The sequence below is a fragment of the Streptomyces sp. BK239 genome (assembly GCF_004217285.1).
Taxonomy (GTDB): domain Bacteria; phylum Actinomycetota; class Actinomycetes; order Streptomycetales; family Streptomycetaceae; genus Streptomyces.
Genome location: NZ_SHKS01000002.1, coordinates 80080 through 102796 on the forward strand (window position 1 = coordinate 80080; position 22717 = coordinate 102796).

Below are 22717 nucleotides of genomic sequence, written 5' to 3' on the forward strand. Positions count from 1 at the left end.
GAGTCAGCGGCGGGTCTGGCCGGGGACCAGCCCCACCTGGGGTGCGCCGAGACCGTCCAGTGCCTGCTGGGCCTTGACGACCAGGCCGTCCGCGCCGCAGGAGCGGGCCAGGGTGAGACCGCGGTGCAGTTCGGACACCGAGCGGGCGGCGATGCCGTGTTCGACGCGGGCCGCCGCGTGCTCGTACTGGCAGGGTGAGGCCTCCAGGTAGGCGACGGCCTGGGCGGTCAGCCGGACCGCGCGCTGGCCGGTCTCCAGGGCGGCGGCGCAGCGCAGGGCCTCGCCGATCGCGGTGTCGGTGCCGAAGCGTTCGGCCTGGCGGCGGGCGTCGGAGGCGAGGCGGGCCGCACGCGCCGGGTCCTCGGTGGCGAGGGCGCGGGCGAGGTCGACGGCCCAAGGGACCATGACGGGGTTGAGGTGGCCGCGGACGGCCGCCGCCTTCTCGGCCTCCTCCAGTTCGTTGACGGCGTCCTTGGTGCGGCCTACGGCGAGCAGCAGCCGGCCCCGCACGGACCGCGGGTCGGGCAGCACGATCGTGGACGGGTAGGGCGGGGCGAATCCGTGCTGTTCGGCCATCTGCCACGCCTCGTCGACATGGCCGCGGGCGAGCAGCGTGTCGACGAGGTTGCAGGTGGCCGACCAGTACAGGGGCAGGCCGCGGCCGACGCGCTCGGCGAGCCGCAGCGACTCCCGCAGGGACTTCTCCGCGTCCTTCAGACGGCCCCGGCGGCGGTGGCCGAGCCCGAGGTAGGCGTGGGCGAGGGCGAGGTGGCCGCCGCTCCAGCCGGCCGTCTCGTAGGCGCGCAGGGCCTCGTTGAAGAGGGCCTCGGCGCGGTCGAGGCGGTCGGTGTAGGCGTAGGAGCTGGCCAGCATCATCAGCAGTTCGAGGCCCCATTCGGGGTCGGTCCAGCCGAGTCCGGGCGCGAGGCGGCCGTTGACGAGGGCCCGGTCGCAGTACTCGACGACCTCCTCGGCGTTCTCGCCGTGGGTCATGGCGTCGAAGCCGCGCAGGATGAGCAGGGCGCGTTCGGCGTTGTCGCGGCCGGCGCAGGTCGCTGCGAGCGAGGCGAGTCTCTGCGAGCGGGCCGGGGAGGCGGTCTCGCCGGCGTGCACGCCCTCCCACATGAACTGCACGGCCTGCAGCCGCATCCGCGCCGGTCCCGGCGGCTGCCGGGCGACCTCGGCCTCGACCGTGCGCACGGCCTCCGCCATCTGGTCGTTGTGCAGGAGGGCCTGGGAGAGGCGGAAGATGGCGTCGACGCGTTCGCCGCCGTCGAGGCCCGGCATGGCGAGCGCCGCCCGCAGGTGCTCGATGGTCTTCGCGGGTGCGGTGAGGTGGGTGGCGCTGCCCAACTCGTGCAGTACACGGGCGTGGACGTCGGGCGGGGGCGGTTCCTGCAGGGCGCGTTCCAGGCAGAGGCGGGCCGCGTCGGGGGCGCCGACGGCGAGGTGTTCGCGGGCCGCGCCGCGCAGTTGCTCGACGAGTTCCTCGTCGCCCTCGGGGTGGACCTGGACCAGGTGGCGGGAGGCGGCTGCGAGACCCTTGCCGGCGTCGGTGACGACCGCGGCGGCGATGCCGTGCATCGCGGTGCGCAGGCTCGGCGGGATGGACTCGTAGATCGCGGAGGCGATCAGGGGGTGGAGGAACTCCAGGTCGCCGTCGGCGGAGGGCATGGCCGCCGGGTCGGGCGCGGTCAGGATGCGGGCGCTGCGCAGCAGTTCGGCGCAGCGGGCCGCGTCCTCGCGGCTCATGACGGCGAGCCGGGCGGCCTCGTCGACGGAGATGTCGGTGCCGAGGATGGCGGCCGCCATCGCGAACCGGTGGGCGTCGACGCCGAGTTCCTCCAGGCGGGCGACGAGTCCGCCGCCTCGGGCGGAGCGGTTGAGGGGGCGCAGTTCGGTGGCGGAGGGCTCGCTCGGGTCGAGTTCGCTCTCCTGCACTTTGGCGAGGAGTTCGACGGTCTCGTAGGGGTTGCCGCCGGTGACGGCCCACACCTCGCGGCAGAACGGGTCGTCGGCGTGCGCGCCGAGGGTGTCGCGGGTCAGGCCCGCCACGGCGTCCGGGGTGAGGGCGCTCAGGCTGGTCACGGAGTGCGCGGCGGCGCCGGAGATCGCGTCGAGGTGTCCGGCGGCGTCGCCCCTGACGTCGGGCCTGCGGGCGATGACGAGCAGGACGGACAGGTGGTCGAGGCGTTCGGTGAAGGCGGCGAGCCAGCGCAGGGTCTCCTGGTCGGCCCAGTGCGCGTCGTCGACGAGCAGCACCAGCGGGTAGTAGCGGGCGGCCAGCCGGCTCACGGCGGCGACCAGGCCGTCGCACACGCCCTGCGGGTCGGCGTGGCCCGCGACGGGTTCGGCGATGCCGAGGGCGGGGCCGGCGATGTCGTACCAGTCGCCGAGGTACTCGCGGGCCTCCTCCGGCAGCAGCGACAGCAGCGCGGGCTGCAGCAGTTGGCGTACGACGTTGAAGGGGACGGACCGCAGGGTCTCGCCGCCTCGCGCCGACCACACGGTGCAGCCGCGGGCCTCCGCGATGCGGCGGGTCTCGGCCAGCAGCGTCGTCTTGCCCAGGCCCGCCTCGCCCCGCAGCACGTGCACATGGCCCGAGGAGGAGCGGTCGGCGCGGAGCGCCTCCACCGCCCGCTCGATGGCGGCGACTTCCGCGTCGCGCTCCCACAGGGAAGCCGAGGCGGCCGCCGCCGGCCGTACCTCCGTCATCCCGCTACCTCCCCAAGTCGCCCGAACGACGTACAGACCTTGAGCGTAGCCCTCCGGCGGCCCGCGCGGGGGCGGTCGGGCCAGCTGTTGCCTCCACGGGTGACGGCGAGCGGGCCGAGCCGCCCCGACGGGCCTGCGCAGGAGACTCCGGAGCGTCAACGCCGTTCGGCGCGCGTCGAATTGACGTCGCGTTTCGGCCAGGGCGCCTCGCCGGGCTCCGGGCGGCCGGCCCGCACGGGAGGGAGGGCGCCGCCGGTGTCCGGAGGGCGCGCCCGCGCAGGGGGGACGGCGTGCGACGGCGTCGGGGGGCTCGCGCGGCGGGGGCGCGCCGGTCACCATGGGGAGGCACGGGACGGCATCCCTCTCATCCGACTTTCACCGACGCCTCATACGGTGGGGACATGACGCAGGTGACTCCCCCCGGGTGGTACCCCGACCCCGGGCAGACAAGTGACGGTCCCGCCACCGAGCGCTGGTGGGACGGCGGTGCGTGGACGGACCGGACCCGCCCCGCGGGCTCGGCCGCCGCGTGGGGTCCGCCGGCGCAGGGGCCGGCCGCCGCGCCCTACCCGGCGCACTCCGCCTATCCGCAGTACCCGGCGGCGCCGCCCGGCAAGGGCGGACGGCGCGGGCTGCGGACCGGCATAGCCGTCGCGGCGGCCGTGGCGGTGCTGACCAGCATCGGGATCGGCGTGTACGCGCTGACCAAGAACGACGGCGGCTCGGGCGACCCCGGCACGGCGCAGGGGCCCGGCGGCCGGGGCGGTCCCGGCGGGCAGGACGGCGGCGGGGGCGGCCCGTTCGGCGACTCGGAGGGCTCCGACGGCTCTCCCGGGTCGCCCCGCGGGTCCGCGCCCCCGGAGATCAAGAGCGGTGCGGTGACGGACCCGCTCAACGGGATCAGCATCCCCATCCCGGCCGGCTGGACGGGGCAGCAGATGACCGGGGGCGCTCAGGTGACCTCCGACTCCGCCTACAAGTGCCCCGGCGACACCACCAAGACGTGCACCAAGGGCGGTGTGTACTCGGCCCCCGCCGAGGTGCTGGGCGCCAAGGGTTCCACGGCGGAGGCGATCGCCAAGGCGGACATCGAGGCGAACGCGAAGGAGTCCTACGGCGGCACCACCTACGGCGCGATCACCTCGCACCAGGTGCTCGCCTCGCAGGCGGTGACGGTGGCCGGGCAGAAGGGCTACCTGGTCCGCTGGAAGGCGATCACCAGCAAAGGCGCGGACGGCTTCGTCGAGTCCCTGGCGTTCCCGGCACCGGCCGACGCCAAGCGGTTCGTCGTCCTGCGCTTCGGAGTGGACGCCGACCAGAGCCCGTCGGTGATCGACACCATCACCAAGGGAATCAAGCCGGCGAAGGGCGGGGGAAACGGCCAGGACGTGTGAGGCGCCTTGACGGGCGCCCCGGCCGGGGCGCCTGAGGACGGACGGCCGGGCCCCGCCCTGGACTACCGCAGCAGGAATCCTGCAGCCGCACAGCCGGCGGCGCACCGCGGACTGCCGGGGCCGGGACGCCTGAGCCGAGCGGCCGGCGGCGCACCGCGGGCGACCGGACGGCCACGGCCCCCGCCCTGCGCTACCGGCCCGGGCGGGCCATGCGGGCGCGGGCCGACTCACCGGGCGGCCGGGGGCGCACCGCAGGCTGCAGGGCCGGGACGCCTGAGCCGAGCGGCCGGCGGCGCACCGCGGGCGGCCGGACGGCCATGGCCCCCGCCCTGCGCTACCGGCCCGGGCGGGCCGCGCGGGCGAGTGTCGGATCACCGAGCGGCCCGAGGGCGGACCGTGCAGGACAGCAGGAGGTCGAAGGCGAAGCAGCCCTGCCCGTCGATGTCGTCGCCGCTTGCTGCGGCAAGCCCCTCCACCGCGTCGGGATGGCTGGTGCGGCACTCGCCTTCCGGTTGCGCCGCCAGGCGGGGTTCAGCCGGATCTCGATCTCGTCGGACCCTGCCTCCGGCGCCGGCTCGGCAGGATCCGGTTCGTCACCCGGAGTCCGGCCGGCCCCGCGCGGGGTCGAACAGCGCGGGCGTCGGCGCTGCCGGGCTCGCGGACCGGGCTCACGCCTGTGCGAGCAGGGGATCGTAGGGGGTGGTGCGTCGGCGGCCGGTCATGAAGGACAGGAAGTCCTTGACGAATGCGCTGTGCGTGTACGCCGTCCCGGCGCCGGTCGTGTCGCGGTGGAAGGCGGTGCGGAACAGGGCGCGGTATTCATCGGCGTCGATGGTCTGGTTTCCGTCTTTGTCGGTGACGTCGAAGAGGACTTCCGCGACCCGGATCAGTGCGGGTCCGGCCATGGAGGGGGCGGCCACGGCATATTCGTGCGCGCTGATGCGGCCGTCGCCGTCGGCGTCGACGGCGGCCTGCAGTTCCCGCCACCAGTCGGCGAAGGCGTTGTACAGCCGGGTCTCCTCGGGTTCGTCCAGGTCGAGACGGCTGGACAGCTCGCGGGCCATGGCGGCGAGGTCGGGCCAGTCCAGGTAACCGTTGCCGGTCTGGTCCAGCACCTGTGTGAAGAACTCCTCGGCGCTGCGCAGCGTTTCGCCTTCCGGGGCGGGTTCCGGCTCGGCGGGGAGAGGGGTGACGAGCCGGACGAGGGCCGCGGCCCGGTTCATCTTGTCGCGCAGGGCGGTGATCGTGCGGGCTCGCGGGTCGTCGCTGTCGGGTGAGAGGAACAGCAGGTCGGTGATGGCGCCGGCGTTGATCCAGCCGCCCGGCAGGAGGCGGGCCAGGCCGGCGGCCAGGTAGGCGCCTTGCATCAGGGTCTGCGCGCCGGGCACTTCCGGCAGCCCCGCCCGCCGGCGGAACGGCTCGGGCAGGGACGCCACGGTGATCGCCCCGATGACAGGGCCGGCCACCACGCGTCCGGCCCCCCACAGGGTGGGCAGTCCGGTCAGCAGTGGCGGGGCGGGGAGGTGGTCGAAGAGCTTGTACAGGATGATGTGCATCGCCTCCGTGTTCTCCAGTTCCTCCTCCACCACCCGGTCGTAGTACTGCCAGAACTGCTGCAAGGTGGGCGGCAGATGGCCGGCCTCATCTCCCATGGCGGCGAGGAACGCCTGGAACTCCGTGTACAGCCGCTCCATGGCGTGCTGCTCGAGGGGCTGGCCGCCGAGTCGGCACATGGTGACGGCGCTCTCGAACAGTGTCGCCACCACCCAAGCCCGTACGTCGGGGGACATCGCGTCGTAGGAGCGGCCTTGCGGGTCGGTGCCGTTCAGCCGTGCGTGCAGGCGGTTGAGCCGGGCCGCCTCCCTTTGCCGGACGTGATCGTCGGCACCGAACATGCGCTGCATGCTCAGGAAGGTGTTGCGCAGCCGCCGCCAGGGATGGGCGACGAACGTGGAGTTGTCGATCAGGGCGGCGCCGATCTGCGGGTGGGCCGCCTCCAGGACGGTCGCCCGGACCATGGCCAGTGCCCAGCGCGGGTCGTTGAAGAACTCGTCGAACTGCGAGCCGGGCCCGAACAACGGCTCCGTCGCCTCCTCCCCGGTGAGGGGATGTGATGCGCCGCCGGAACGTGTGGCGTAGGCTCCGTTGCTCCCTCGGGAACCACTGTCTGCGTGGGTCACGGCCGATGTTCTCCGTTCTGATGCGGCAGCACGTCACCGAAGCGGCGCTCCCGCTGCCGGTAGGTGTGCAGGCACTCGAGGAAGTGCGATGCGCGGAAGTCGGGCCACAGCACCGGCGGGAACACCCATTCGGCATAGGCGACCTGCCAGAGCATGAAGTTGGAGATCCTCTGCTCCCCGGAGGTCCGGATGACCAGGTCGACGTCGGGGGTGTCCGGGAAGCGCAGGTGGGCGGCGAAGCTCTCCTCGGACACCGCTTCGGCCGGCACTCCGCTGCGGATCATGGAGCGTGCGGCCTCCACGATGTCCCTGCGCCCGCCGTGGTCGAAGGCGATGGTCAGCGTCATGCCGCGGTTGCCGCCCGTCAGGGTCGTCAGGTCGGCGAAGTCCCGGGTGAGCGCCGCGGGCACCCGCGGATCGGTCACGCCGAGGAAGCGGCAGCGGATGCCGCGCGCGTGCAGCAGCGGGGCGTGTTTGCGCACCACGCGGCGCACCAGGTGCATGAGGAAGTCGACCTCGGTGCTCGGGCGGCGCCAGTTCTCCGTGGAGAACGCGTAAAGGCTCAACCATCCGACACCGGCCGAACGGGCCGCCTCGATGACGTCGATCACCGCCGTCTCCGCGGCACGGTGCCCCGACGTCCGCGGCAGCGACCGTTGTGCCGCCCACCGCCCGTTGCCGTCCATCACGCAAGCGACGTGACGGGGCAACCCGCGCGACAACTCGCCGCCCGGTCCAGTGCGCCCCGCGAGAGCATGCCGTGGTGTCACATCCGCCCCCAGAATCGTGACGTCTGCCCCGGGCGGGAGAAGGACCGGCCAGGCCCTTCACCACCTCCAAGGCGACTGCCCACCCACCGCACGTCGCTTCATGCGTCAGCAAGAAGCGACTCGATACGCTGACTGCTCCTCAGGCTGCCAGCCCACGGCTTCGCGGGGAGTGCCGGTTCTGCCTCTTTCACTCTTCGCACTCCAGTCCCGAGCCGACCCCGTGCCCTTCGCTGTGCGGCCGTGCCGCCGCTGCCGGCCTCGGATCGCGGCGCCGCGTGTTGTGCAGTGGGGACGCCGATCTCGTAGAGGAGCGCGGACAGGTGATCGGGGTGGGCCGCAGAGCGCTTGACCTTACCCTCAGGGGCAAGATTTAGCGTTCTTCGAGGTGAGAGGCATGCGGATAGGTGAGCTGGCCCGGCGAGCGGGTGTACGGCGCCATGGTCAGCCTTGAGGCGCTGGGCGCAGGTCGCACGGTGCTCTACATCTATCCGCTGACGGGCCGCCCCGGCACCGATCTGCCCGAGGGCTGGGACACCATCCCCGGCGCCCGTGGCTGCACCGCCGAGGCATGCGGCTTCCGCGACCACCACCAGGACCTGCTCGCGGCCGGCGCGACCCAGGTGTACGGCCTCTCCAGCCAGGACAGCGACTACCAACGTGAGGTCACCGAGCGGCTCCGTCTGCCGTTCCGGATGCTGTCCGACCCCGCACGGCGTCTGGGCCGGGCACTTGACCTTCCCACCTTCACCGCAGGCGGGCTGACGCTGTACAAGCGGCTCACGCTGATCATCAAGAACAACATGATCGAGCACGTCTTCCACCCGGTCTTCCCGCCGGACAAGCACGCCGACCAGGTCCTGACCTGGCTCAGCGACAACGCCCACCGGCCTTGACACGTCGGCACAGCTGCCGGCGGCGATCACGGTTCGGTGGGGATGAAGGCGCTGACCCGGTTGATCGGCGGGGGCGAGGAGCCGGCGATGGGCTGCCCGGGTGGCGCTGACGCGCAGGGTGTAGCCCTGGCCGCGCCGGACGGCCGCGAGCTGCCATGCCGGGCGGGCGCGGGCCGAGTCGCGGGGCGGCCGAGTGCGGGCTGCTTGGGGCGGGACGCGTGACCCGGGCGGCCGTGGGCTCCGGCCCGGGCAGGCGCGGGTCGGATTCACGGGCGCGTGCGGGCAGGGGCCCCGGGCGGCCGGGTGGGGCGCCTGCCGCTCATGGGGCGGCCCACCCGGCCGGGGGTGCGCCGCCCCCGTCCCCACGGTGCGGCGCGTGCAGGTCGCCGTCCGGTCATCCCGCGGGCGGCGGCCTGGGTCTTCAGGTCAGGCCGAGCGCCGGCAGCACGGCGGCCTCCACGAAGCGGAGCAGGTACTCCTCGTCGGCGTACGTGCCGTCCACCACGGGGCGGGCGCGGACCACGCCGAACATCTGGGCCGGGATGTACTCCAGCGCCGGGTGATCTGCCGGGATCTCGCCGCGCTCGACCCCGCGCCGCAGGATGTCCCGCAGCGCCGCGATCTCCGGGTCGACGAGCGCCTCGCGCAGCGCCCGCGCGAGTTCCTGGTCCTGGGTGACGGCGTGGCCGAGGGCCTGGAGGAGCTTGGTGTCGGTCATGGACCACCGGGCGGCGGCGCGCGCGGCCTCGCGCAGGTCGCCGGCGAGGGTGCCGGTGTCGATGCCGTCCAGGCGTGAGCGCCGGCGGGAGCGCAGGGCGGCCACCACGAACTGCGGCTTCGTACGCCACTGCCGGTACAGCGTGGACTTGCTGCACCGCGTGGTCGCGGCGACCCCCTCCATCGTCACGGCGTCGTACCCGCACTCGCGGATCTGTTCGAGGACGGCGTCGAAGAACTCCTGCTCACGCTCGGGCGTGAGTTTGGAGCGGCGCGAGGCGGTGACCGACTCCGGTCCGTCCGCGGCCTGCGACGTCATCGGCGCTTCTCCTCTTGTCTCCGTCGTGTCCCTACAGGTCTCTCCCCGCGGGGGCCTGCTTCAAGTGTGTCGTACGCAATCGATACGCCAGTGTACCGGTACCCGCGCGTATCGGTACACTGGCGTATCGGTACGGCACCGTATCGATGATGTTGCCGTCATCACACGCACCACGAGTCACACGCACCACCACCGTCAGCGAAGGGGCCGGGGGATGAATGCCCGCACCGAGCCTGTACAAGCGGAGCCGGACATACCGGCACGGCCGCCGATAGTCCGTGAGCTCCTGCTCGTCGCGGGGCTCTTCCTCGTCTACAAGCTCGGCCGTCAACTGGCCGCCGGCCACACCGGCGAGGCCTTCCGCGACGCGCACCGCGTGTGGGACGTGGAACGGTGGCTGCGGCTGCCCGGCGAGGGCGCGGTGCAGTCCCTGCTGCTGCACGGCGACACGGTGGTCCGCGTCGCGAACGCCTACTACGCGACCGTCCACTTCCCGGCCACCGCCGCCTTCCTGATCTGGCTCTACCTGCGCCGCCCGGCGCACTACGTCTGGGCGCGCCGAGTGCTGGCCGCCGTCACGGCCGCCGCCCTGGCGCTGCACCTGGCGTTCCCGCTGGCCCCGCCCCGCATGCTCGTCGCGACGGGACTCCTCGACACCGCGCGCGTGTACGGGCCGTCGGTGTACGGGCCGCCGCAGACCGATCACCTGTCGAACCAGTTCGCCGCGATGCCCTCGCTGCACTTCGGCTGGGCGCTGATGGTCGCAATCGGCCTCGTCGTGGCGACCCGGTCGCGCCTGCGCTGGCTGTGGCTGCTGCATCCGCTGGTCACCCTGCTGGTGATCGTCGGGACGGCGAACCACTACTGGCTCGACGCGCTGGTCGCCGCGGCCCTGCTGGGCCTCGCGCTCGCCCTGGTCCGCGTGCCACGCCGCGGCACGGTCGGCACGCCGGCCGGACGCGGTGCGCCACGGCTCGCGCCGGCCGGCGAACGCCAGCTCGCGGGGGCGGGACGATGAGCGCCGGGTACGCCACCCTCGTCGCCGTCGGCCTGTCGCTGCTGTCGGCCGTCGCCTACGCGGCCGCCGCCGTCGCCCAGGAGCGGCTGGCCTCCCGCGCCCCGGGCTCGGGCGTGGCGCGGATGCTGCGCCGGGGCGCCTGGTGGGCGTCGGTGGGGCTGAACGCGGGCGCCGCGCTGCTGCACGTCGTGGCGCTCAAGTACGGTCCGCTGACCGTGGTGCAGCCGCTGGGCGCGCTCACCCTGGTCGCGGCGGTGCCCATGGGCGCGCGGGTCGCGGGCCGGCGGGTGAGCGCGGCCGAGTGGCGGGGCACCGCCTGCACCCTGGCCGGCCTGGCCGCGATCCTGGTCACCGCGTCGGGGACGTCGCCCGAGGAGGTGCTGAGCGCGCCGGAGGCGCTGGCGGTGGCCGGGGCGACGGCGACGGTGATCGGTCTGCTGGCGCGGCCCGGCGCCCGGCCCGGCCTGCGGCACGCGGGCGCGTCCGGCTTCGCTTCGGGCGTGGCGTCCGCCCTCACCCAGACGGTGACGGTCGCCGCGACGGACCGGTCCGGCCCGGTGCTGAGCGTGCAGGTGATCGGTGTGGCGCTGCTGGTGGCCGCGTTCTCGACGGCTGGGCTGCTGCTGTCGCAGACGGCCTACCGGGGCGGCCTCGGGGCTCCGCTGGCGGTGGTGACGCTGGCCAATCCGCTGGCGGCCGCGGTCATCGGCCTGTCGCTCCTCGGCGAACGGCTCGAAGGGGGACCGGCCGGCGTGCTGCTCGCCGCGGCGGGTGCGGGACTCGCCGGCTGGGGCGTGGTGCTGCTGTCCCGGGCGACGCCGGGAACCGGTTTTGAGGAGGAACACCCGGTGGCGGCCGTCCTCGCCCTGGAACCCGGGACGGCCTCCCCCGAACCGGCCCTGCTCCCCCGCGCGACGAGGGCGTCCCGCCGCCGGCACGCCGCACGGGGCACGGAGCACCTGACGCGGCTGTGACGCTGTCAGGCTGCCCCGGCCCCGCGGCGACTCCAGCAATGGCGCTGCGCCCTCACCAGCCTTTCACCCTCCAGGGGCGGTCACACGGTCACGATGGCCGGATCGCTCACCCCGGGCCGGCCGTTCTCCACGTGCCCGGCGAACCTCCGCCGGAAGGACGGGTCCTGGACCGAGGTCACGGTGAGGTCGTACCAGCGTCGGCTCGCCGACAGAGCGACGGTCCGCCTGAGGACGGCTCGGGCCCGCACCCGTACCGTCGTCGTCCGGCCGCCGTAGCCGTCCGCCACCTTCAACTCGGCGGTCCCGATACCCCGGTTGGTGAACGTCAGTTCCAGCCGGTCGCCCACGTGCCGTACGACGACCTCGGGGCCCGCGGCGTCTCCCCGGCCCCGGAAGACGCGCAGGAAGCCGTTGGGGCCGTGCACGGTCAGGTCGTACGTGCCGTCGGAGCGGGCGTGGTCCCAGGTGCCGGAGACCTTCTTGCCGGCCTCGGTGGTGTAGTTCCACGGCCCGTCGGCCCGGTTGCCGGAGGTGACCAGGAAGGCGGCGCCCGCCGTGGCGCCCGAGGCGAAGGTGAGGGTGAGCGTGCCCGCGGCCGGGTCGAGCGAACCGTCCACGCTGGGCGCGTACTTGAGCGGCCGGGTGGGCCGGGTGCCGCGCTCCTGCCGGGGCAGGACGCCCTGGGCGGGCGGGGTGGGCCGGTAGTCGGGGTGGCGCACGCGGTCCGGGGGCTCGTAGGCGTCGGTGTCGGGGAGCGCGACCGGCTCGGCGTCCTTGCGGGAGAAGTCGAAGGCCGAGGTGAGGTCACCGCAGACGGTGCGCCGCCAGGGCGAGATGTTCGGCTCCCGCACACCGAACCGACGTTCCATGAAGCGGATGACCGAGGTGTGGTCGAACGTCTCGGAGCAGACGTAACCGCCCTTGCTCCAGGGCGAGATGACCAGCATGGGCACGCGCGGCCCGAGACCGTAGGGCCCCGCGACATGGGTGGCGCCGCCCGGGTAGAGGTCCAGGGAGACGTCGACGGTGGAGCGGCCCCGGTCGGGTGAGACGGGCGGGAGCGGCGGCACCACGTGGTCGAAGAAGCCGTCGTTCTCGTCATAGGTGATGAACAGGGCCGTCTTCGCCCACACCGACGGGTTGGAGGTGAGCGCGTCGAGGACCTGCGCGATGTACCACGCGCCGTAGTTGGCGGGCCAGTTGGAGTGCTCGGAGAACGCCTCCGGGGCGGCGATCCAGGAGATCTGCGGCAGCTTGCCCGCCTTGACGTCGGCGCGCAGGACGTCGAACCAGCCGTCGCCGTTCTTGACGTCGGTGCCGGTGCGGGCCTTGTCGTGGAGCGGGTCGCCCGGCCGGGCGTCGCGGTACTTGTGGAAGTAGAGCAGGGAGTTGTCGCCGTAGTTGCCGCGGTAGGCGTCCTGGATCCACCCCCAGGAGCCCTTGGCGTCGAGGCCGTCCCCGATGTCCTGGTAGATCTTCCAGGAGATCCCGGCCTTCTCCAGCCGCTCGGGGTAGGTCGTCCAGTCGTATCCGGCTTCGTCGTTGCCCAGGACCGGCCCGCCGCCGCGGCCGTCGTTGCCGGTGTGGCCGGTCCACAGGTAGTAGCGGTTGGGGTCTGTGGAGCCGATGAAGGAGCAGTGGTACGCGTCGCAGACGGTGAACCTGTCGGCGAGGGCGTAGTGGAAGGGGATGTCCTCGCGGGTCAGGTAGGCCATGGTGGTGGTGCCCTTGGCGGGGACCCAGCGGTCGTAGCGGCCGCCGTGGTAGGCCGCCTGGCCGTCGGGCCAGCTGTGCGGCAGGCCCTCCAGGAACTGCATGCCGAGGTCGTCGGCGGTGGGGTGGAAGGGCAGCACGTCCTTGGCGCCGTCCGACTGGTGCCACACGGACCTGCCGCCGGCGAGGGTGACCGGATGCGGGTCGCCGAAGCCGCGTACTCCCCTGAGCGTGCCGAAGTAGTGGTCGAAGGAACGGTTCTCCTGCATCAGGACGACGATGTGCTCGACGTCCTCGATCGTGCCCGTGCGGTGGTGCGCGGGGAGGGCGGCGGCGCGCTCGATGCTGCCCGACAGGGCACTGAAGGCCGTGGTGGCGCCCGCGATCTGGAGGAATCTGCGCCGGTTGACTTCGGACATGGCTGGAGGACCTCTCGTGCGGTTCTTGCCGGGGGCCCGCCGGTTCGACGGTCGGCCGGTTCGACGGTCGGCCGGCGAGTCGGCCGGCGGACGACGGAGTGCGCGCGCGAGAAGTCTTCCAAGGCCGCCCGGAACGAAGGGGAAGTACCGGGTGGCGTCAGCGTGAAGCTCGACGGTACGTAGGGGTGTGCGGGGAGGGATGACGGCGGGTCAGCGCTCAGCGCGCCGTCGCACGACCGGCGTTCACAGCACCTCGTTGCCGTACATCTCCCCCAGCGGGTCGGCGATGAGCTCGATGCGGGCGCCGTCGGGGTCGCGGAAGTAGACGGAGACCTCGCTGTGCACGACGTGGTCGACGCCGGCCTCGGCGAGCTTGTCGACGAGGCGGCGCCAGCGCTCCGGTTCGACCGAGATCGCCACATGGTGCAGCCCGCCCAGGACCTCGGCGTAGGGGCCGACGTCGAGGCCGGGGAAGTCGAAGAAGGCGAGGAGGTTGCCGTTGCCGATGTCGAAGAAGAAGTGGGAGGAGCCGGGGTAGTCGCGGTTCTCGATCAGCTCGGTCAGCGGGAACTCCAGCACGTCCTGGTAGAAGCGGACGGTCCGTTCGACGTCGCTGCTGATCAGGGCGGTGTGGTGCAGGCCGCGGGCGGACGACGCGGGGCGCGACCCGCTCGGCCGCAGGTGCCGTTCCCGGATCCGCTGCCGCTGGGCCTCGAAGGCCGAACGGTCCGGCTGTGCTTCTTCGTTGGGCGTGCTGGTCATCTCTTCTCTCCTCGGGCGGCGAAGCGGACGGGTCCCTTCGTGATCAGCATCGCAGAGTCCGTCCGCCCCGGCCGAGCACGGCGTCCCGGCCGTCGCCGGGTCGCCTCAGGCGCGGGTCCGCCTCTGCTGGGCCTGCTCGCGGCAGGCCCACAGGACCAGCGCGGTCCCGACAGGCCCACCGCGACCGAGCCGTCGGCGAGCGGTTCGGCGCAGACCTCGGTGCCGCCGTCGTCCCGGACCCGGCGGCCGCCCGCGCCCGGCGGGAACGGCGTGCTCACGGCAGCACGCGTGGAAGTCCTTCCGCCTGACAGAAACCGTCTTGCGGGGCGGTCGCGGCCCTCAGGAACCTGAGTGCCATCACGGCCGCGGGGCGACGGCGCCCCGCACTCAGGGACGGGAACGCCATGCCTCACACGACCGCCTTCGCCAGGAACCAGTGGTACGTCGCCGCCCACAGCCATGAGGTCGGGCGGGACCTGCTCGGCCGGACGATCCTCGGTGAGCCCCTCGTCCTGTACCGCACCGGGGGCGAGGGCACGCCGGTCGTCCTGCACGACCGCTGCGTGCACCGCCGTTACCCGCTGTCGCGCAGCGGTCTCGACGGCGACCGGATCGTGTGCGGCTACCACGGGTTCACGTACGACACGACGGGCGCCTGCGTGTACGTGCCCGGGCAGAAACGCGTTCCGCGCACCGCGCGGGTCGCCTCCTACCCGGTGGTGGAGCAGGACTCCCTGATCTGGGTGTGGATCGGTGATCCCGCGCTCGCCGATCAGCGGGGCATCCCGCGCGCCCCTCACCTCGACTCCCCCGGCTGGACCACCGTGCGCGGGATGGAGCCCATCGACGCCGACTACGGGCTGCTCGTCGACAACCTCCTCGACCTGTCCCACGAGACGTATCTGCACGGCGGCTACATCGGCACCCCCGAGGTCGCCGAGACTCCGATCACCACCGAGGTCGACGAGGGCGCGGGCGTCGTGCGGGTGAGCCGGCACATGGACGACGCCGAGTGCCCGCCGTTCTACGCCCGTTCGACGGGCATCGAGGGCCGCATCACGCGCTGGCAGGACATCGAGTACCACGCGCCCTGCCTGTACCTGCTGCACAGCCGGGTCGCCCCGGTCGGTGTGCTGCCCGAGGCGGACGGCAGCGACCCGGGCGGGTTCCACACCGAGGTCACGTACGCGATCACCCCGTCGGACGACGGCAAGGTGTACGACTTCTGGATGGTCTCCCGGGACTGGGCGGTCGACGACGAGGAGGTCACCGGGTTCCTGCGGACCAGCAACCACACGGTGGTCATGCAGGACGTCGACGCGCTCAACCTGCTGCAGCGGACCCTGGGCACCGAGCGCTCCGGCTACCAGGAACTGAGCATCAACATCGACACCGGCGGGCTGGCCGCGCGCCGTATCCTCGCCCGGCTGGTCGAGGAGGGCGACAAGCCGGCGGAGCCCGCGCTGTGAGCGGCCCCACGGGCGAGATCTACCGCATCGACTGGCTGCCGGGCACCGACATCCTGCACGGCACCTGCCACTGCGGCGCCGAGCACACCGCCCAGGACCCGATCGCGATGTGGGAGTGGATGCTCGGCCACCCCGAAGGCCACCGCCCGGCGACCGCGGCTGCGCGTCCCCCGGCGGACCGGCCGGTTTCCGGACCGCGAGGGAGCGGCTCATGACCGCCGGGACGGCCGTGCCCGAGGCCGAACTCGTCGTCGCCGAGGCGGAGTCGGCGGCGGACGGCGTGCTCGCGCTCACGCTGCGCCATCCCCTGGGCGAGCCGCTGCCCGTGTGGGAGCCGGGCGCCCACGTCGATCTCGTCCTCGCGCCGGGCCTGGAGCGCCAGTACTCGCTGTGCGGCGACCCGGCGGACCGTTCGGCATGGCGGGTCGCGGTGCTGCGCGAGCCGGCCGGGCGGGGCGGATCGGCCTATGTGCACGAGGAGTTGGCACCGGGTCACCGCGTGCGGGTGCGCGGGCCGCGCAACCGCTTCGCGCTGCGGCCCGCGCCCCGCTACCGCTTCATCGCGGGCGGCATCGGCATCACCCCGATCCTCCCGATGCTCGCGGCGGCCGAGACCGCCGGCGCCGAGTGGACCCTCCTCTACGGCGGCCGCTCCCGCAAGTCCATGGCGTTCACGAGTGAGTTGGCGCGCTACGGCGACCGGGTCACGCTCGTCCCGCAGGAGGAGTCCGGGCTGCTGGACCTCGCACCCGTGCTGGACGGGCTGCCCGAGGGGGCGTTGGTGTACTGCTGCGGCCCGGGCCCGCTGCTCGACGCCGTCGAGAAGAGGTGCCCGCCCGGGGTACTGCACGTCGAACGGTTCCAGCCCGAGGAGCAACCGCCGGGTGAGCGCGCCGAGTTCGAGGTGGAGCTGGCCCGGAGCGGCCGGACGGTGACCGTCGCGGCGGACGTCTCCGTGCTGGACGCCGTCCGCGCGGCCGGCGTCGAGGTGCTGTTCTCCTGCACCGAGGGGACGTGCGGCACCTGCGAGACCGACGTGCTGGAGGGCGCCGTGGACCACCGGGACTCGGTGCTCACCGCGCAGGAGCGCGAGGCCGGGGAGACGATGATGATCTGCGTGTCGCGGTGCCGGGGGAAGCGGCTGGTCCTGGATCTGTGACCGCTCGGCGGTGAGGCGGGCGCCGGTCCGCCCGGGCGCCGTCGGCGACCTGAACGCCGGCGGTGCCCGGTCAGACCTCGGGGGCGGGAACCACGCTGAGGTGTCCCGCGGTGCGGCGGGGCCTCGGGGCCCTGCGGGGCGCGGGCGCGGGGGCCTCGCGCAGCACCATCGTCAGCCGGGCGAACCCCCACTCGCTCAGGGTCCTCGGCGTCTCGTCGACGATACGGCACTGCGTGGCGCCCCAGCGAGGGTCGGGGTGGAAGAGGGGCCTGACCGCCCCGTCGTGCTCGACGGCGTCCTCGCCCACCGCGCGGATCCAGTGCGGCAGTCCCTGCCGGTAGGCGGCCTCCATGATCGGGTCCTGGGCGATCTCCCGCCGGACCGCCTGGAGAGCGGGGTCGTGGCCGTGCCGTTCGAGGGCCTCGGCGAAGCGGGCCAGCATCGGCAGGCACCAGCTCGCCTCGTGGTCGCCGAGGACCGCGGCCGCGTCGGGATGGAAGAGGACGAACCGGAGGAAGTTGTCGTCGGGCCGGGCCGTCGGGTGCGGGCCCACGTCCCGGAAAAGTGTCCGGAAAGCGGTGTTGGCCAGGACGACGTCCCACCGGTGGTCCAGCACGACGGACGGGAAGGAGACGGCCTCCAGGTAGGCGGCGTAGTCCTCGAGGTAGGCCTGGGCCCGAGGACTGTCGGGGACGGGCCGCGGCGCCGACCGCTGCCCGCCTGCCTGATATGCCATCGGGAGGTCACCCCTCTTGCCTCTGCCGCCTTCAAGCGGCGCCCCGATCCTGGTGCCCCGACGCAAGGCGTGTCAACTATCGTGGCATTAGGCCCTCGTTGACGGCTGAAATAGGCCACAGTTGTGGCGATGTCTGGATGTGAGTTCGAAGGACCCGCTACTCTCCGGTCAGTTCACGGCGATCGCCTGTGCCTGTGAGAGGGTCGTGAGAGACGTAGGAGACCTGTCGGTGACGGATGGCTTCGAGGTTCCGGGCGCCACGGCGACGGTTCTGCTGTCGGCCGTCGTCGCCCGTGTCGCCGCACTCGCGGACCGGCTGGGCGTGCCGCACACGGAGGTCTTCGACACCGGTCGGCTGTCCGTGGCCTCCGGCGTCCCGGAGGCCGTCGTCAAGGCCCTGCTGAGCGGGCGGCCCGCGGGCGAGCCGGACGTCCAGGCCCGCTTCCTGCAACGGCTGGACCTGCTGCGCCGCACCCGGCTCAAGCCCAACGGGCGCAAGTACACCCAGCAGGAGATCGCCGACGGCGCCGGCATGTCCCGGCAGCAGGCGGGCGCCCTCATCAACGGCGACCGCCGGCCCACGATGGAGCACTGCGACGCCATCCAGCGCTTCTTCCACGTGAACGCCGGTTTCCTGACCGCCGAGGACCCCGAGGCGCTCGCCGGCGCCCTCCAGCGCACCGAGCAGGACCTGCTGCAGAGGCTCGCCGCGCGGGAGGCGGCCGCGGCCGCCGAGGATCCGCTGGAGCGGCTGCTCCAGGACCACGGGGTGCGCGGCATCGCCTGGCGCGCCGCGCAGTTGCCCACCGACCAGCACCGCGACAAGGTCGCCGAGTGGCTGGACATGCTCTTGGAGAGCGTGAAGCGGCCCGAGTCGTGATCCGGGAGAGAACTGTGGGCATCAGCAAGGACATGCGCCGTCTGTGCGACGAGCTGGTCGCGGAGCTGGCCCTCCTCCCGGCCCCCGCCGCGCCGGCCGACCTCTACGCGGCCCTGTGCGAGGGCATGAGCAGACGCCGCGGCCGCCCCGTCCACTTCCGTACGGCTCCCTTCCCGCCCGGCACGGCCAGCGGGCTGTGGCTCGACATGGCGGACCAGGACCTCGTCGTCGTCGAGGAACGCACCGCGCCGGACCACCAGTTGGTGATCCTCGGACACGAGCTGTGGCACATGGAGGCGGGGCACTGCAGCCACCACGTGGAGGGCGCCGCCGTCGCGGCTCGTTTACTCAGCGACGGCGCCGACCTCCGGGCGACGGTCAGGACGGTGGCCGCGCGCACCCGCTTCGACCAGGCCGACGAACGGGACGCCGAACGCTTCGGCCTGCTGCTGGCCAGCAAGTGCCGTGCCTGGCTGGCGGGTTCTCCGGGTCGGGGCCGCGGCCGGCGCGACCACCTGGCCGGCCGGATCGAGGCGGCTCTCGGCTACCTGGGCCCGAAGGACCGCGGCGCGAGCTGAGGGGCTCCCCCTCCCCCGCGCCCCCGGCGGTCGCCGCGCGGTTCCGCTCCGGCGCGGGAGCCGTTTCCGCCGGGGCCAGGGTGACGGCGTGTCTGGGCTGAGCGGGCGAACCGGTGACGGGCGGAGCCGGATTGTCAGTGGTGGGCGGCAAGCTGGGGAGTGCGCCGCCGCACGGTGGCGTACGCGCCGTCAGGCGCGGCGGAGACGACGCCGACCCGGGGAGAGCCGACCGATGCCCACTGCCGTACTGACCGACCGCGAGCGCACCGCCGTCCAGGCCTACCTGCGGCTGCTGCACACCGTGCGGGCCGCCTTCGGCGAGGAGACCACCGGCGCGCCGTACGCCCGCCGCCCGCCGGTGGTGCCGCCCGCCGTCCTGGCCGAGGCGGAACAGGCTCTGGCCGAGGCCGGGCTGGCGGGCAACGAGGAGGAGTTCTTCCGGCTGCTCCACCACTGGTGTTCCGGGCCGTGAGCCGGTTGCGCACGCCTGACGCGCGCGGCTACCGGATCGCGGCGGGCGGCACCGCGACCGCCGTCGCCGTCAGCCCCCGCTCCACCGTCCAGCGGCCGTCGAAGTGCGTGAGCCGCCGTCCGCCGACGAGCGGGCCCGGGACGAGGAGCCGGGCGCGGAAGGTCCCCTGAGCGGCCGTCACCGTGGCCGCGCCGGCCGCGGTGCCGGGGTGGACGTCGATGTCGGCCTCGCTGAAGTCCAGCCACTTCCGGGTGAGGGGGAACCACGCCTTGTAGACGGACTCCTTGGCGCTGAACAGCAGCCGGTCCCAGCAGATCTCGGGGTGCTCCGCGGCCAGCCGGCGAAGCCGCTCGGTCTCCGCCGGCAGGGCGACGGCGGGCAGCACGTCCTCGGGCAGCGGCTCGTGCGGTTCGGCGTCGATGCCGAGCGAGGCCAGCTCCGCCGTCCTGGCCAGGGCCGCCGCGCCGTAGCCCTCGCAGTGGGTCATGCTGCCGGTCAGCCCGTCCGGCCACCGGGGCGCACCGCGCTCGCCGGGCAGCACCGGCTGCGCGGGGACGCCGAGCTTCTCCATGGCGCGCCGGGCGCAGGAACGTACGAGGGCGAACTCGCGGCGGCGTTTGAGGACGGCGCGCGCCACGAAGACCTCCTCCTCGGGGTGCAGCGGCGCGTCACCGAGCTCGCGGGCGTCCTCCTCGTCGTACGCCTCCACCACGACGGCCTCGGGGAGCAGCTTGTCGATCACGCGGTGTCGTCCTCTCGCGGCAGGATGCGGCGCAGCCGGCCGGGGGGCGTCGGGCGCTCGCGCCACTCGCGGGGGTAGCCCACGGACACCTCCTCGAAGCGGACGCCGTCGTGCCAGGTGGTACGGGGGATGTGCAGATGGCCGTAGACCATGGTCTCGACGCGGAACCGGCGGTGCCAGTCGGCTGTCAGCCGGGTGCCGCACCACATGGCGAACTCGGGGTACCACAGGACGTCGGTGGGGTGCCGGTCCAGCGGGTAGTGGTTGACGAGGACGGTGGGCAGGTCGGGCGGGAGGCCGGCGAGGCGGCGTTCGGTCTCGGCGACGCGGGCCCGGCACCAGGCCTCGCGGGTCGGGTACGGGTCGGGGTGCAGCAGGTACTCGTCGTTGCAGACGACGCCGGTGCCGTGCGCGTACGCCAGGCCCTCCTCCTTGGTGGCGCAGCCGGCCGGCAGGAACGAGTAGTCGTACAGGAGGAACAGCGGGGCGACCGCGACCGGGCCGCCGGGGCCCTCCCATACCGGGTAGGGGTCCTCGGGGGTCGTCACGCCGAGCTCACGGCAGATCTCGACCAGGTGCTCGTAGCGGGCGACGCCCCGCAGGGTGACGGCGTCCTTGGGGTGGGTCCACAGCTCGTGGTTGCCGGGCGCCCAGAGGACCCTGCGGAAACGGCCCGCGAGTGTTTCCAGCGCCCAGCGGACATCCGCCACGCTCTCCGAGACGTCGCCGGCGACGAGCAGCCAGTCCTCGTCGGTGTCCGGGGCCATGCGCTCGACGAGGGCGCGGTTCTCGGGATAGCCGATGTGCAGATCGCTGACGGCCAGCAGCCGTCCGGCTCCCGGGACGCCACCCGCTTCCCCGGCTCTCGACGTCACCTCGCGCCCCCGCTCCGCTCGCCCTGTGCGCCGCACCCGCGGCAGACCGCACGGTGTGAAGGCCACGCGATGCGAACACGGCACGGCGTGAACAACACACGGTGTGGTGACCGCACGATGCGAAGACCGCACGACGTGATGAACGCACGGCGTCCCATCCTTACCCGCTCCCGCACCCGCCATGAACAAGATCGGAAAATCCGTAACATGCGCGTTGCACGCGGCACCCGCCGGAAGCCGTATGATCCCCCCAACACCACCGCCTCGAACCCGCCTCAGAGCAGGGCGGTTTGGTGTCCCTCCATTCCCCCTGCCCGGGCACGGGCCTGCTTCGCCCTGCCCGCGAACCCTGAAAGGCGGCCTGCATGGTCTCTCGCGTACGCGTATGGCTCAACCGCACGTACGCGGAGAACGTGTTCTTCATGGATCAGCTGCGGCGAAATCCGAAGGACCGCGCCGTCGAGATCCACGCCACGCACGCCGACGCCGACTCTCCCGTCCTGGCGGCGGCCGACACCGCCGACCTGGAGCCGGAGGGCCTGTCCCCGGCCGGATACGTCGAGTTCGCGCTCGACCAGTGCGCGCGGCGGGGCATCGACGTGTTCGTCCCCCGGCTGCACCAGGCCGAGATCGTCGCCCACCGCGCCGACTTCGAGGCGGTCGGCACGGCGCTGCTGGCTCCGACGCCCGAGGGCGTCGCCGTCTTCCACGACAAGGTGGTCGCCTACGAGGCGGTCCAGGCGGTCGGCGTGCCGGTGCCGCCTTGGTGGCGGGTCCGGACGGCGGACGAACTCGTCGCCGCTGTCGAGGAGTTGGAGGACGGCGGGCACCGGGCGTGCTTCAAGCCGGCGTCCGGCGCCGGCGGTGTGGGCTTCCGCGTGATCACCCGGTCGGCCTTCTCCCTGGAGCAGCTGAACGGGTTCCCCAGCTCCTACGTCCAGCTCGACACGGTCGTGGCGGCGCTGGAGGAGGCCGAGGAGCGGGTCGACTGGCTGGTGATGCCGCGCCTGGAGCAGCCCGAGGTGTCGGTGGACTGCCTCACCGGTCCGGACAACCTGGTCCGGATGGCCATCGGCCGCACAAAGAACGGCCGTCGTCGCGGATTCACCCTTCAGGACCAGTGGCTGGAGCCGGCCCGGCTGATCGCCGAGGGCTTCGGGCTGCACTACCTGTCCAACATCCAGTTCCGGATGCTGGGCGAGCAGCCGGTTCTCATGGACGTCAACACGCGTCCCGCCGGTGGACTCCATCAGCTGTCGCTGTGTGGGGTGAACGCGCCCTGGGCGGCCGTGCAGCTGGCGCTCGGCGAGGACCCCGGGGAGATCGTCCCGCCGTTCCTCGGCCAGGACTACACGGTGGTCTCGGGGCCGCGTCCGCTGCGCGCGGTGTCGCTTCCGCACCAGCGCGCGGAGGAGACGGAGACCTTGCTCCCGGCGGTCCCGGCCCCCGCACCCCAGCCCGACCTCACCGCCGTGGCCGCCCCGGCGACGGCGTAGAACGAAGAGGCCGCCGACCGGCGACACAGGGCACGGGCTGCCGGTGGCACCGCGCGGCACGGGATGCGGTGACGCCGCCGGTCACGGGACTGCCGGTGACACCGCGCGGCACGGGATGCGGTGACGCCGCCGGTCACGGGACTGCCGGTGACACCGCCGGGCACGGCAGCGGTGTGAGGCGCACGGCGGGACGGCGGTGGCGCACGACGGCGACCTCACGCCCTGCGTCGGCCGGCGCGCCGGGTGCGCACGCCGACGGCGCGGCGCCCCCGGCCACATCCGGGAACCACGTCCGCGCCCACGCCCAACGTCGAACGTCCACGTCACGCCGGCACAGCCGTTTCGCCCGCGTGGGCCGTTTCCTGTCCGTCTGCCGGAACTGTCCCGCGCGGCCGACCCCGAGGTCTACGCTGGTGCGTCCGATGGGGTCCGGCGG

20 protein-coding genes are annotated in these 22717 nt (G+C 73.4%); 11 read left to right on the forward strand and 9 right to left on the reverse strand.

Annotated elements, in window-relative coordinates; translation table 11 throughout:
* Positions 1–3: 3 nt before the first annotated feature.
* Positions 4–2715 carry an AAA family ATPase gene (locus EV567_RS06265; protein ID WP_130437658.1) on the reverse strand — a complete coding sequence of 904 codons (2712 nt, stop codon included), beginning with the start codon at positions 2713–2715 and terminating at the stop codon, positions 4–6.
* A gap of 401 nt (positions 2716–3116) precedes the next feature.
* On the opposite strand from EV567_RS06265, the gene EV567_RS06270 reads away from it, so the two are divergent.
* Positions 3117–4109 (forward strand): DUF2510 domain-containing protein, encoded by a 993-nt coding sequence (locus EV567_RS06270; protein WP_130437659.1) that lies wholly within the window; start codon positions 3117–3119, stop codon positions 4107–4109.
* A 668-nt stretch (positions 4110–4777) separates the two neighbouring features.
* Here EV567_RS06270 and EV567_RS06275 read toward each other — a convergent pair.
* Complete coding sequence (locus EV567_RS06275) at positions 4778–6127, reverse strand: oxygenase MpaB family protein (protein ID WP_407071573.1); 1350 nt, start codon at positions 6125–6127, stop codon at positions 4778–4780.
* 158 nt (positions 6128–6285) lie between these two features.
* Positions 6286–7011, reverse strand: coding sequence for a polyprenyl diphosphate synthase (uppS, locus tag EV567_RS06280; RefSeq protein WP_278044737.1), 726 nt, complete (start codon positions 7009–7011; stop codon positions 6286–6288).
* A gap of 452 nt (positions 7012–7463) precedes the next feature.
* On the opposite strand from uppS, the gene EV567_RS06285 reads away from it, so the two are divergent.
* Complete coding sequence (locus EV567_RS06285; protein WP_242620698.1) at positions 7464–7952, forward strand: peroxiredoxin; 489 nt, start codon at positions 7464–7466, stop codon at positions 7950–7952.
* A gap of 421 nt (positions 7953–8373) precedes the next feature.
* Here the strand turns inward: EV567_RS06285 and EV567_RS06290 are convergent, their stop codons facing one another.
* Positions 8374–8988, reverse strand: a complete 615-nt coding sequence (locus EV567_RS06290; protein ID WP_130437662.1) for a TetR/AcrR family transcriptional regulator — start codon at positions 8986–8988, stop codon at positions 8374–8376.
* A gap of 214 nt (positions 8989–9202) precedes the next feature.
* Between EV567_RS06290 and EV567_RS06295 the strand changes: the two genes are divergently transcribed.
* Both EV567_RS06295 and EV567_RS06300 read left to right on the forward strand, forming a co-directional pair.
* On the forward strand, positions 9203–10006 hold the full coding sequence (locus EV567_RS06295) for a phosphatase PAP2 family protein (protein ID WP_130437663.1): 804 nt from the start codon (positions 9203–9205) through the stop codon (positions 10004–10006).
* Positions 10003–10980: a hypothetical protein gene (locus EV567_RS06300; protein WP_130437664.1), complete on the forward strand. Its 978-nt coding sequence runs from the start codon at positions 10003–10005 to the stop codon at positions 10978–10980. The genes EV567_RS06295 and EV567_RS06300 overlap by 4 nt, the downstream gene beginning before the upstream one ends.
* An 80-nt stretch (positions 10981–11060) precedes the next feature.
* Here the strand turns inward: EV567_RS06300 and EV567_RS06305 are convergent, their stop codons facing one another.
* Together EV567_RS06305 and EV567_RS06310 are read right to left on the reverse strand one after the other, a co-directional pair.
* A complete protein-coding gene (locus EV567_RS06305; RefSeq protein ID WP_130437665.1) occupies positions 11061–13112 on the reverse strand; it encodes a phosphocholine-specific phospholipase C in 2052 nt (683 codons plus the stop codon).
* Positions 13113–13355: 243 nt separating this feature from the next.
* Positions 13356–13874, reverse strand: coding sequence for a VOC family protein (locus EV567_RS06310; RefSeq protein WP_130437666.1), 519 nt, complete (start codon positions 13872–13874; stop codon positions 13356–13358).
* Between the two features lie 404 nt (positions 13875–14278).
* Between EV567_RS06310 and EV567_RS06320 the strand changes: the two genes are divergently transcribed.
* The 3 genes from EV567_RS06320 to EV567_RS06330 are packed head-to-tail and all read left to right on the forward strand — an operon-like array spanning position 14279 to position 16502.
* Complete coding sequence (locus EV567_RS06320; RefSeq protein ID WP_130437668.1) at positions 14279–15343, forward strand: aromatic ring-hydroxylating dioxygenase subunit alpha; 1065 nt, start codon at positions 14279–14281, stop codon at positions 15341–15343.
* Positions 15340–15558, forward strand: coding sequence for a hypothetical protein (locus tag EV567_RS06325; RefSeq protein ID WP_165430313.1), 219 nt, complete (start codon positions 15340–15342; stop codon positions 15556–15558). Before EV567_RS06320 ends, EV567_RS06325 begins: the two co-directional genes overlap by 4 nt.
* Positions 15555–16502 (forward strand): PDR/VanB family oxidoreductase, encoded by a 948-nt coding sequence (locus EV567_RS06330; RefSeq protein ID WP_130437669.1) that lies wholly within the window; start codon positions 15555–15557, stop codon positions 16500–16502. Before EV567_RS06325 ends, EV567_RS06330 begins: the two co-directional genes overlap by 4 nt.
* A gap of 70 nt (positions 16503–16572) precedes the next feature.
* Here EV567_RS06330 and EV567_RS06335 read toward each other — a convergent pair whose 3' ends face one another.
* A complete protein-coding gene (locus tag EV567_RS06335; RefSeq protein WP_165430317.1) occupies positions 16573–17238 on the reverse strand; it encodes a hypothetical protein in 666 nt (221 codons plus the stop codon).
* A 229-nt stretch (positions 17239–17467) separates the two neighbouring features.
* Between EV567_RS06335 and EV567_RS06340 the strand changes: the two genes are divergently transcribed.
* The 3 genes from EV567_RS06340 (at position 17468) to EV567_RS06350 (ending at position 19168) form a co-directional block, all read left to right on the forward strand.
* Positions 17468–18118 carry a helix-turn-helix transcriptional regulator gene (locus EV567_RS06340; protein ID WP_130437670.1) on the forward strand — a complete coding sequence of 217 codons (651 nt, stop codon included), beginning with the start codon at positions 17468–17470 and terminating at the stop codon, positions 18116–18118.
* A 32-nt stretch (positions 18119–18150) separates the two neighbouring features.
* Positions 18151–18696 (forward strand): toxin-antitoxin system, toxin component, encoded by a 546-nt coding sequence (locus EV567_RS06345; protein WP_130438282.1) that lies wholly within the window; start codon positions 18151–18153, stop codon positions 18694–18696.
* A 232-nt stretch (positions 18697–18928) separates the two neighbouring features.
* Positions 18929–19168 carry a hypothetical protein gene (locus EV567_RS06350; protein ID WP_130437671.1) on the forward strand — a complete coding sequence of 80 codons (240 nt, stop codon included), beginning with the start codon at positions 18929–18931 and terminating at the stop codon, positions 19166–19168.
* A gap of 28 nt (positions 19169–19196) precedes the next feature.
* Here EV567_RS06350 and EV567_RS06355 read toward each other — a convergent pair whose 3' ends face one another.
* Complete coding sequence (locus EV567_RS06355; protein WP_130437672.1) at positions 19197–19910, reverse strand: 4'-phosphopantetheinyl transferase; 714 nt, start codon at positions 19908–19910, stop codon at positions 19197–19199.
* Positions 19907–20785: a metallophosphoesterase gene (locus EV567_RS06360; protein WP_130437673.1), complete on the reverse strand. Its 879-nt coding sequence runs from the start codon at positions 20783–20785 to the stop codon at positions 19907–19909. Before EV567_RS06360 ends, EV567_RS06355 begins: the two co-directional genes overlap by 4 nt.
* Before the next feature lie 365 nt (positions 20786–21150).
* Between EV567_RS06360 and EV567_RS06365 the strand changes: the two genes are divergently transcribed.
* On the forward strand, positions 21151–22281 hold the full coding sequence (locus EV567_RS06365) for an ATP-grasp domain-containing protein (RefSeq protein ID WP_130437674.1): 1131 nt from the start codon (positions 21151–21153) through the stop codon (positions 22279–22281).
* Positions 22282–22717: the final 436 nt, after the last annotated feature.

Coding starts and splice junctions, on each gene's coding strand:
- EV567_RS06290 (WP_130437662.1), bottom strand. CDS start 8,988: ATGACGTCGCAGGCCGCGGACGGACCGGAGTCGGTCACCGCCTCGCGC.
- EV567_RS06350 (WP_130437671.1), top strand. CDS start 18,929: ATGCCCACTGCCGTACTGACCGACCGCGAGCGCACCGCCGTCCAGGCC.
- EV567_RS06310 (WP_130437666.1), bottom strand. CDS start 13,874: ATGACCAGCACGCCCAACGAAGAAGCACAGCCGGACCGTTCGGCCTTC.
- EV567_RS06330 (WP_130437669.1), top strand. CDS start 15,555: ATGACCGCCGGGACGGCCGTGCCCGAGGCCGAACTCGTCGTCGCCGAG.
- EV567_RS06295 (WP_130437663.1), top strand. CDS start 9,203: ATGAATGCCCGCACCGAGCCTGTACAAGCGGAGCCGGACATACCGGCA.
- EV567_RS06345 (WP_130438282.1), top strand. CDS start 18,151: ATGCGCCGTCTGTGCGACGAGCTGGTCGCGGAGCTGGCCCTCCTCCCG.
- EV567_RS06365 (WP_130437674.1), top strand. CDS start 21,151: ATGGTCTCTCGCGTACGCGTATGGCTCAACCGCACGTACGCGGAGAAC.
- EV567_RS06300 (WP_130437664.1), top strand. CDS start 10,003: ATGAGCGCCGGGTACGCCACCCTCGTCGCCGTCGGCCTGTCGCTGCTG.
- EV567_RS06275 (WP_407071573.1), bottom strand. CDS start 6,127: ATGGTCCGGGCGACCGTCCTGGAGGCGGCCCACCCGCAGATCGGCGCC.
- EV567_RS06320 (WP_130437668.1), top strand. CDS start 14,279: ATGCCTCACACGACCGCCTTCGCCAGGAACCAGTGGTACGTCGCCGCC.
- EV567_RS06265 (WP_130437658.1), bottom strand. CDS start 2,715: ATGACGGAGGTACGGCCGGCGGCGGCCGCCTCGGCTTCCCTGTGGGAG.
- EV567_RS06270 (WP_130437659.1), top strand. CDS start 3,117: ATGACGCAGGTGACTCCCCCCGGGTGGTACCCCGACCCCGGGCAGACA.
- EV567_RS06305 (WP_130437665.1), bottom strand. CDS start 13,112: ATGTCCGAAGTCAACCGGCGCAGATTCCTCCAGATCGCGGGCGCCACC.
- EV567_RS06335 (WP_165430317.1), bottom strand. CDS start 17,238: ATGGCATATCAGGCAGGCGGGCAGCGGTCGGCGCCGCGGCCCGTCCCC.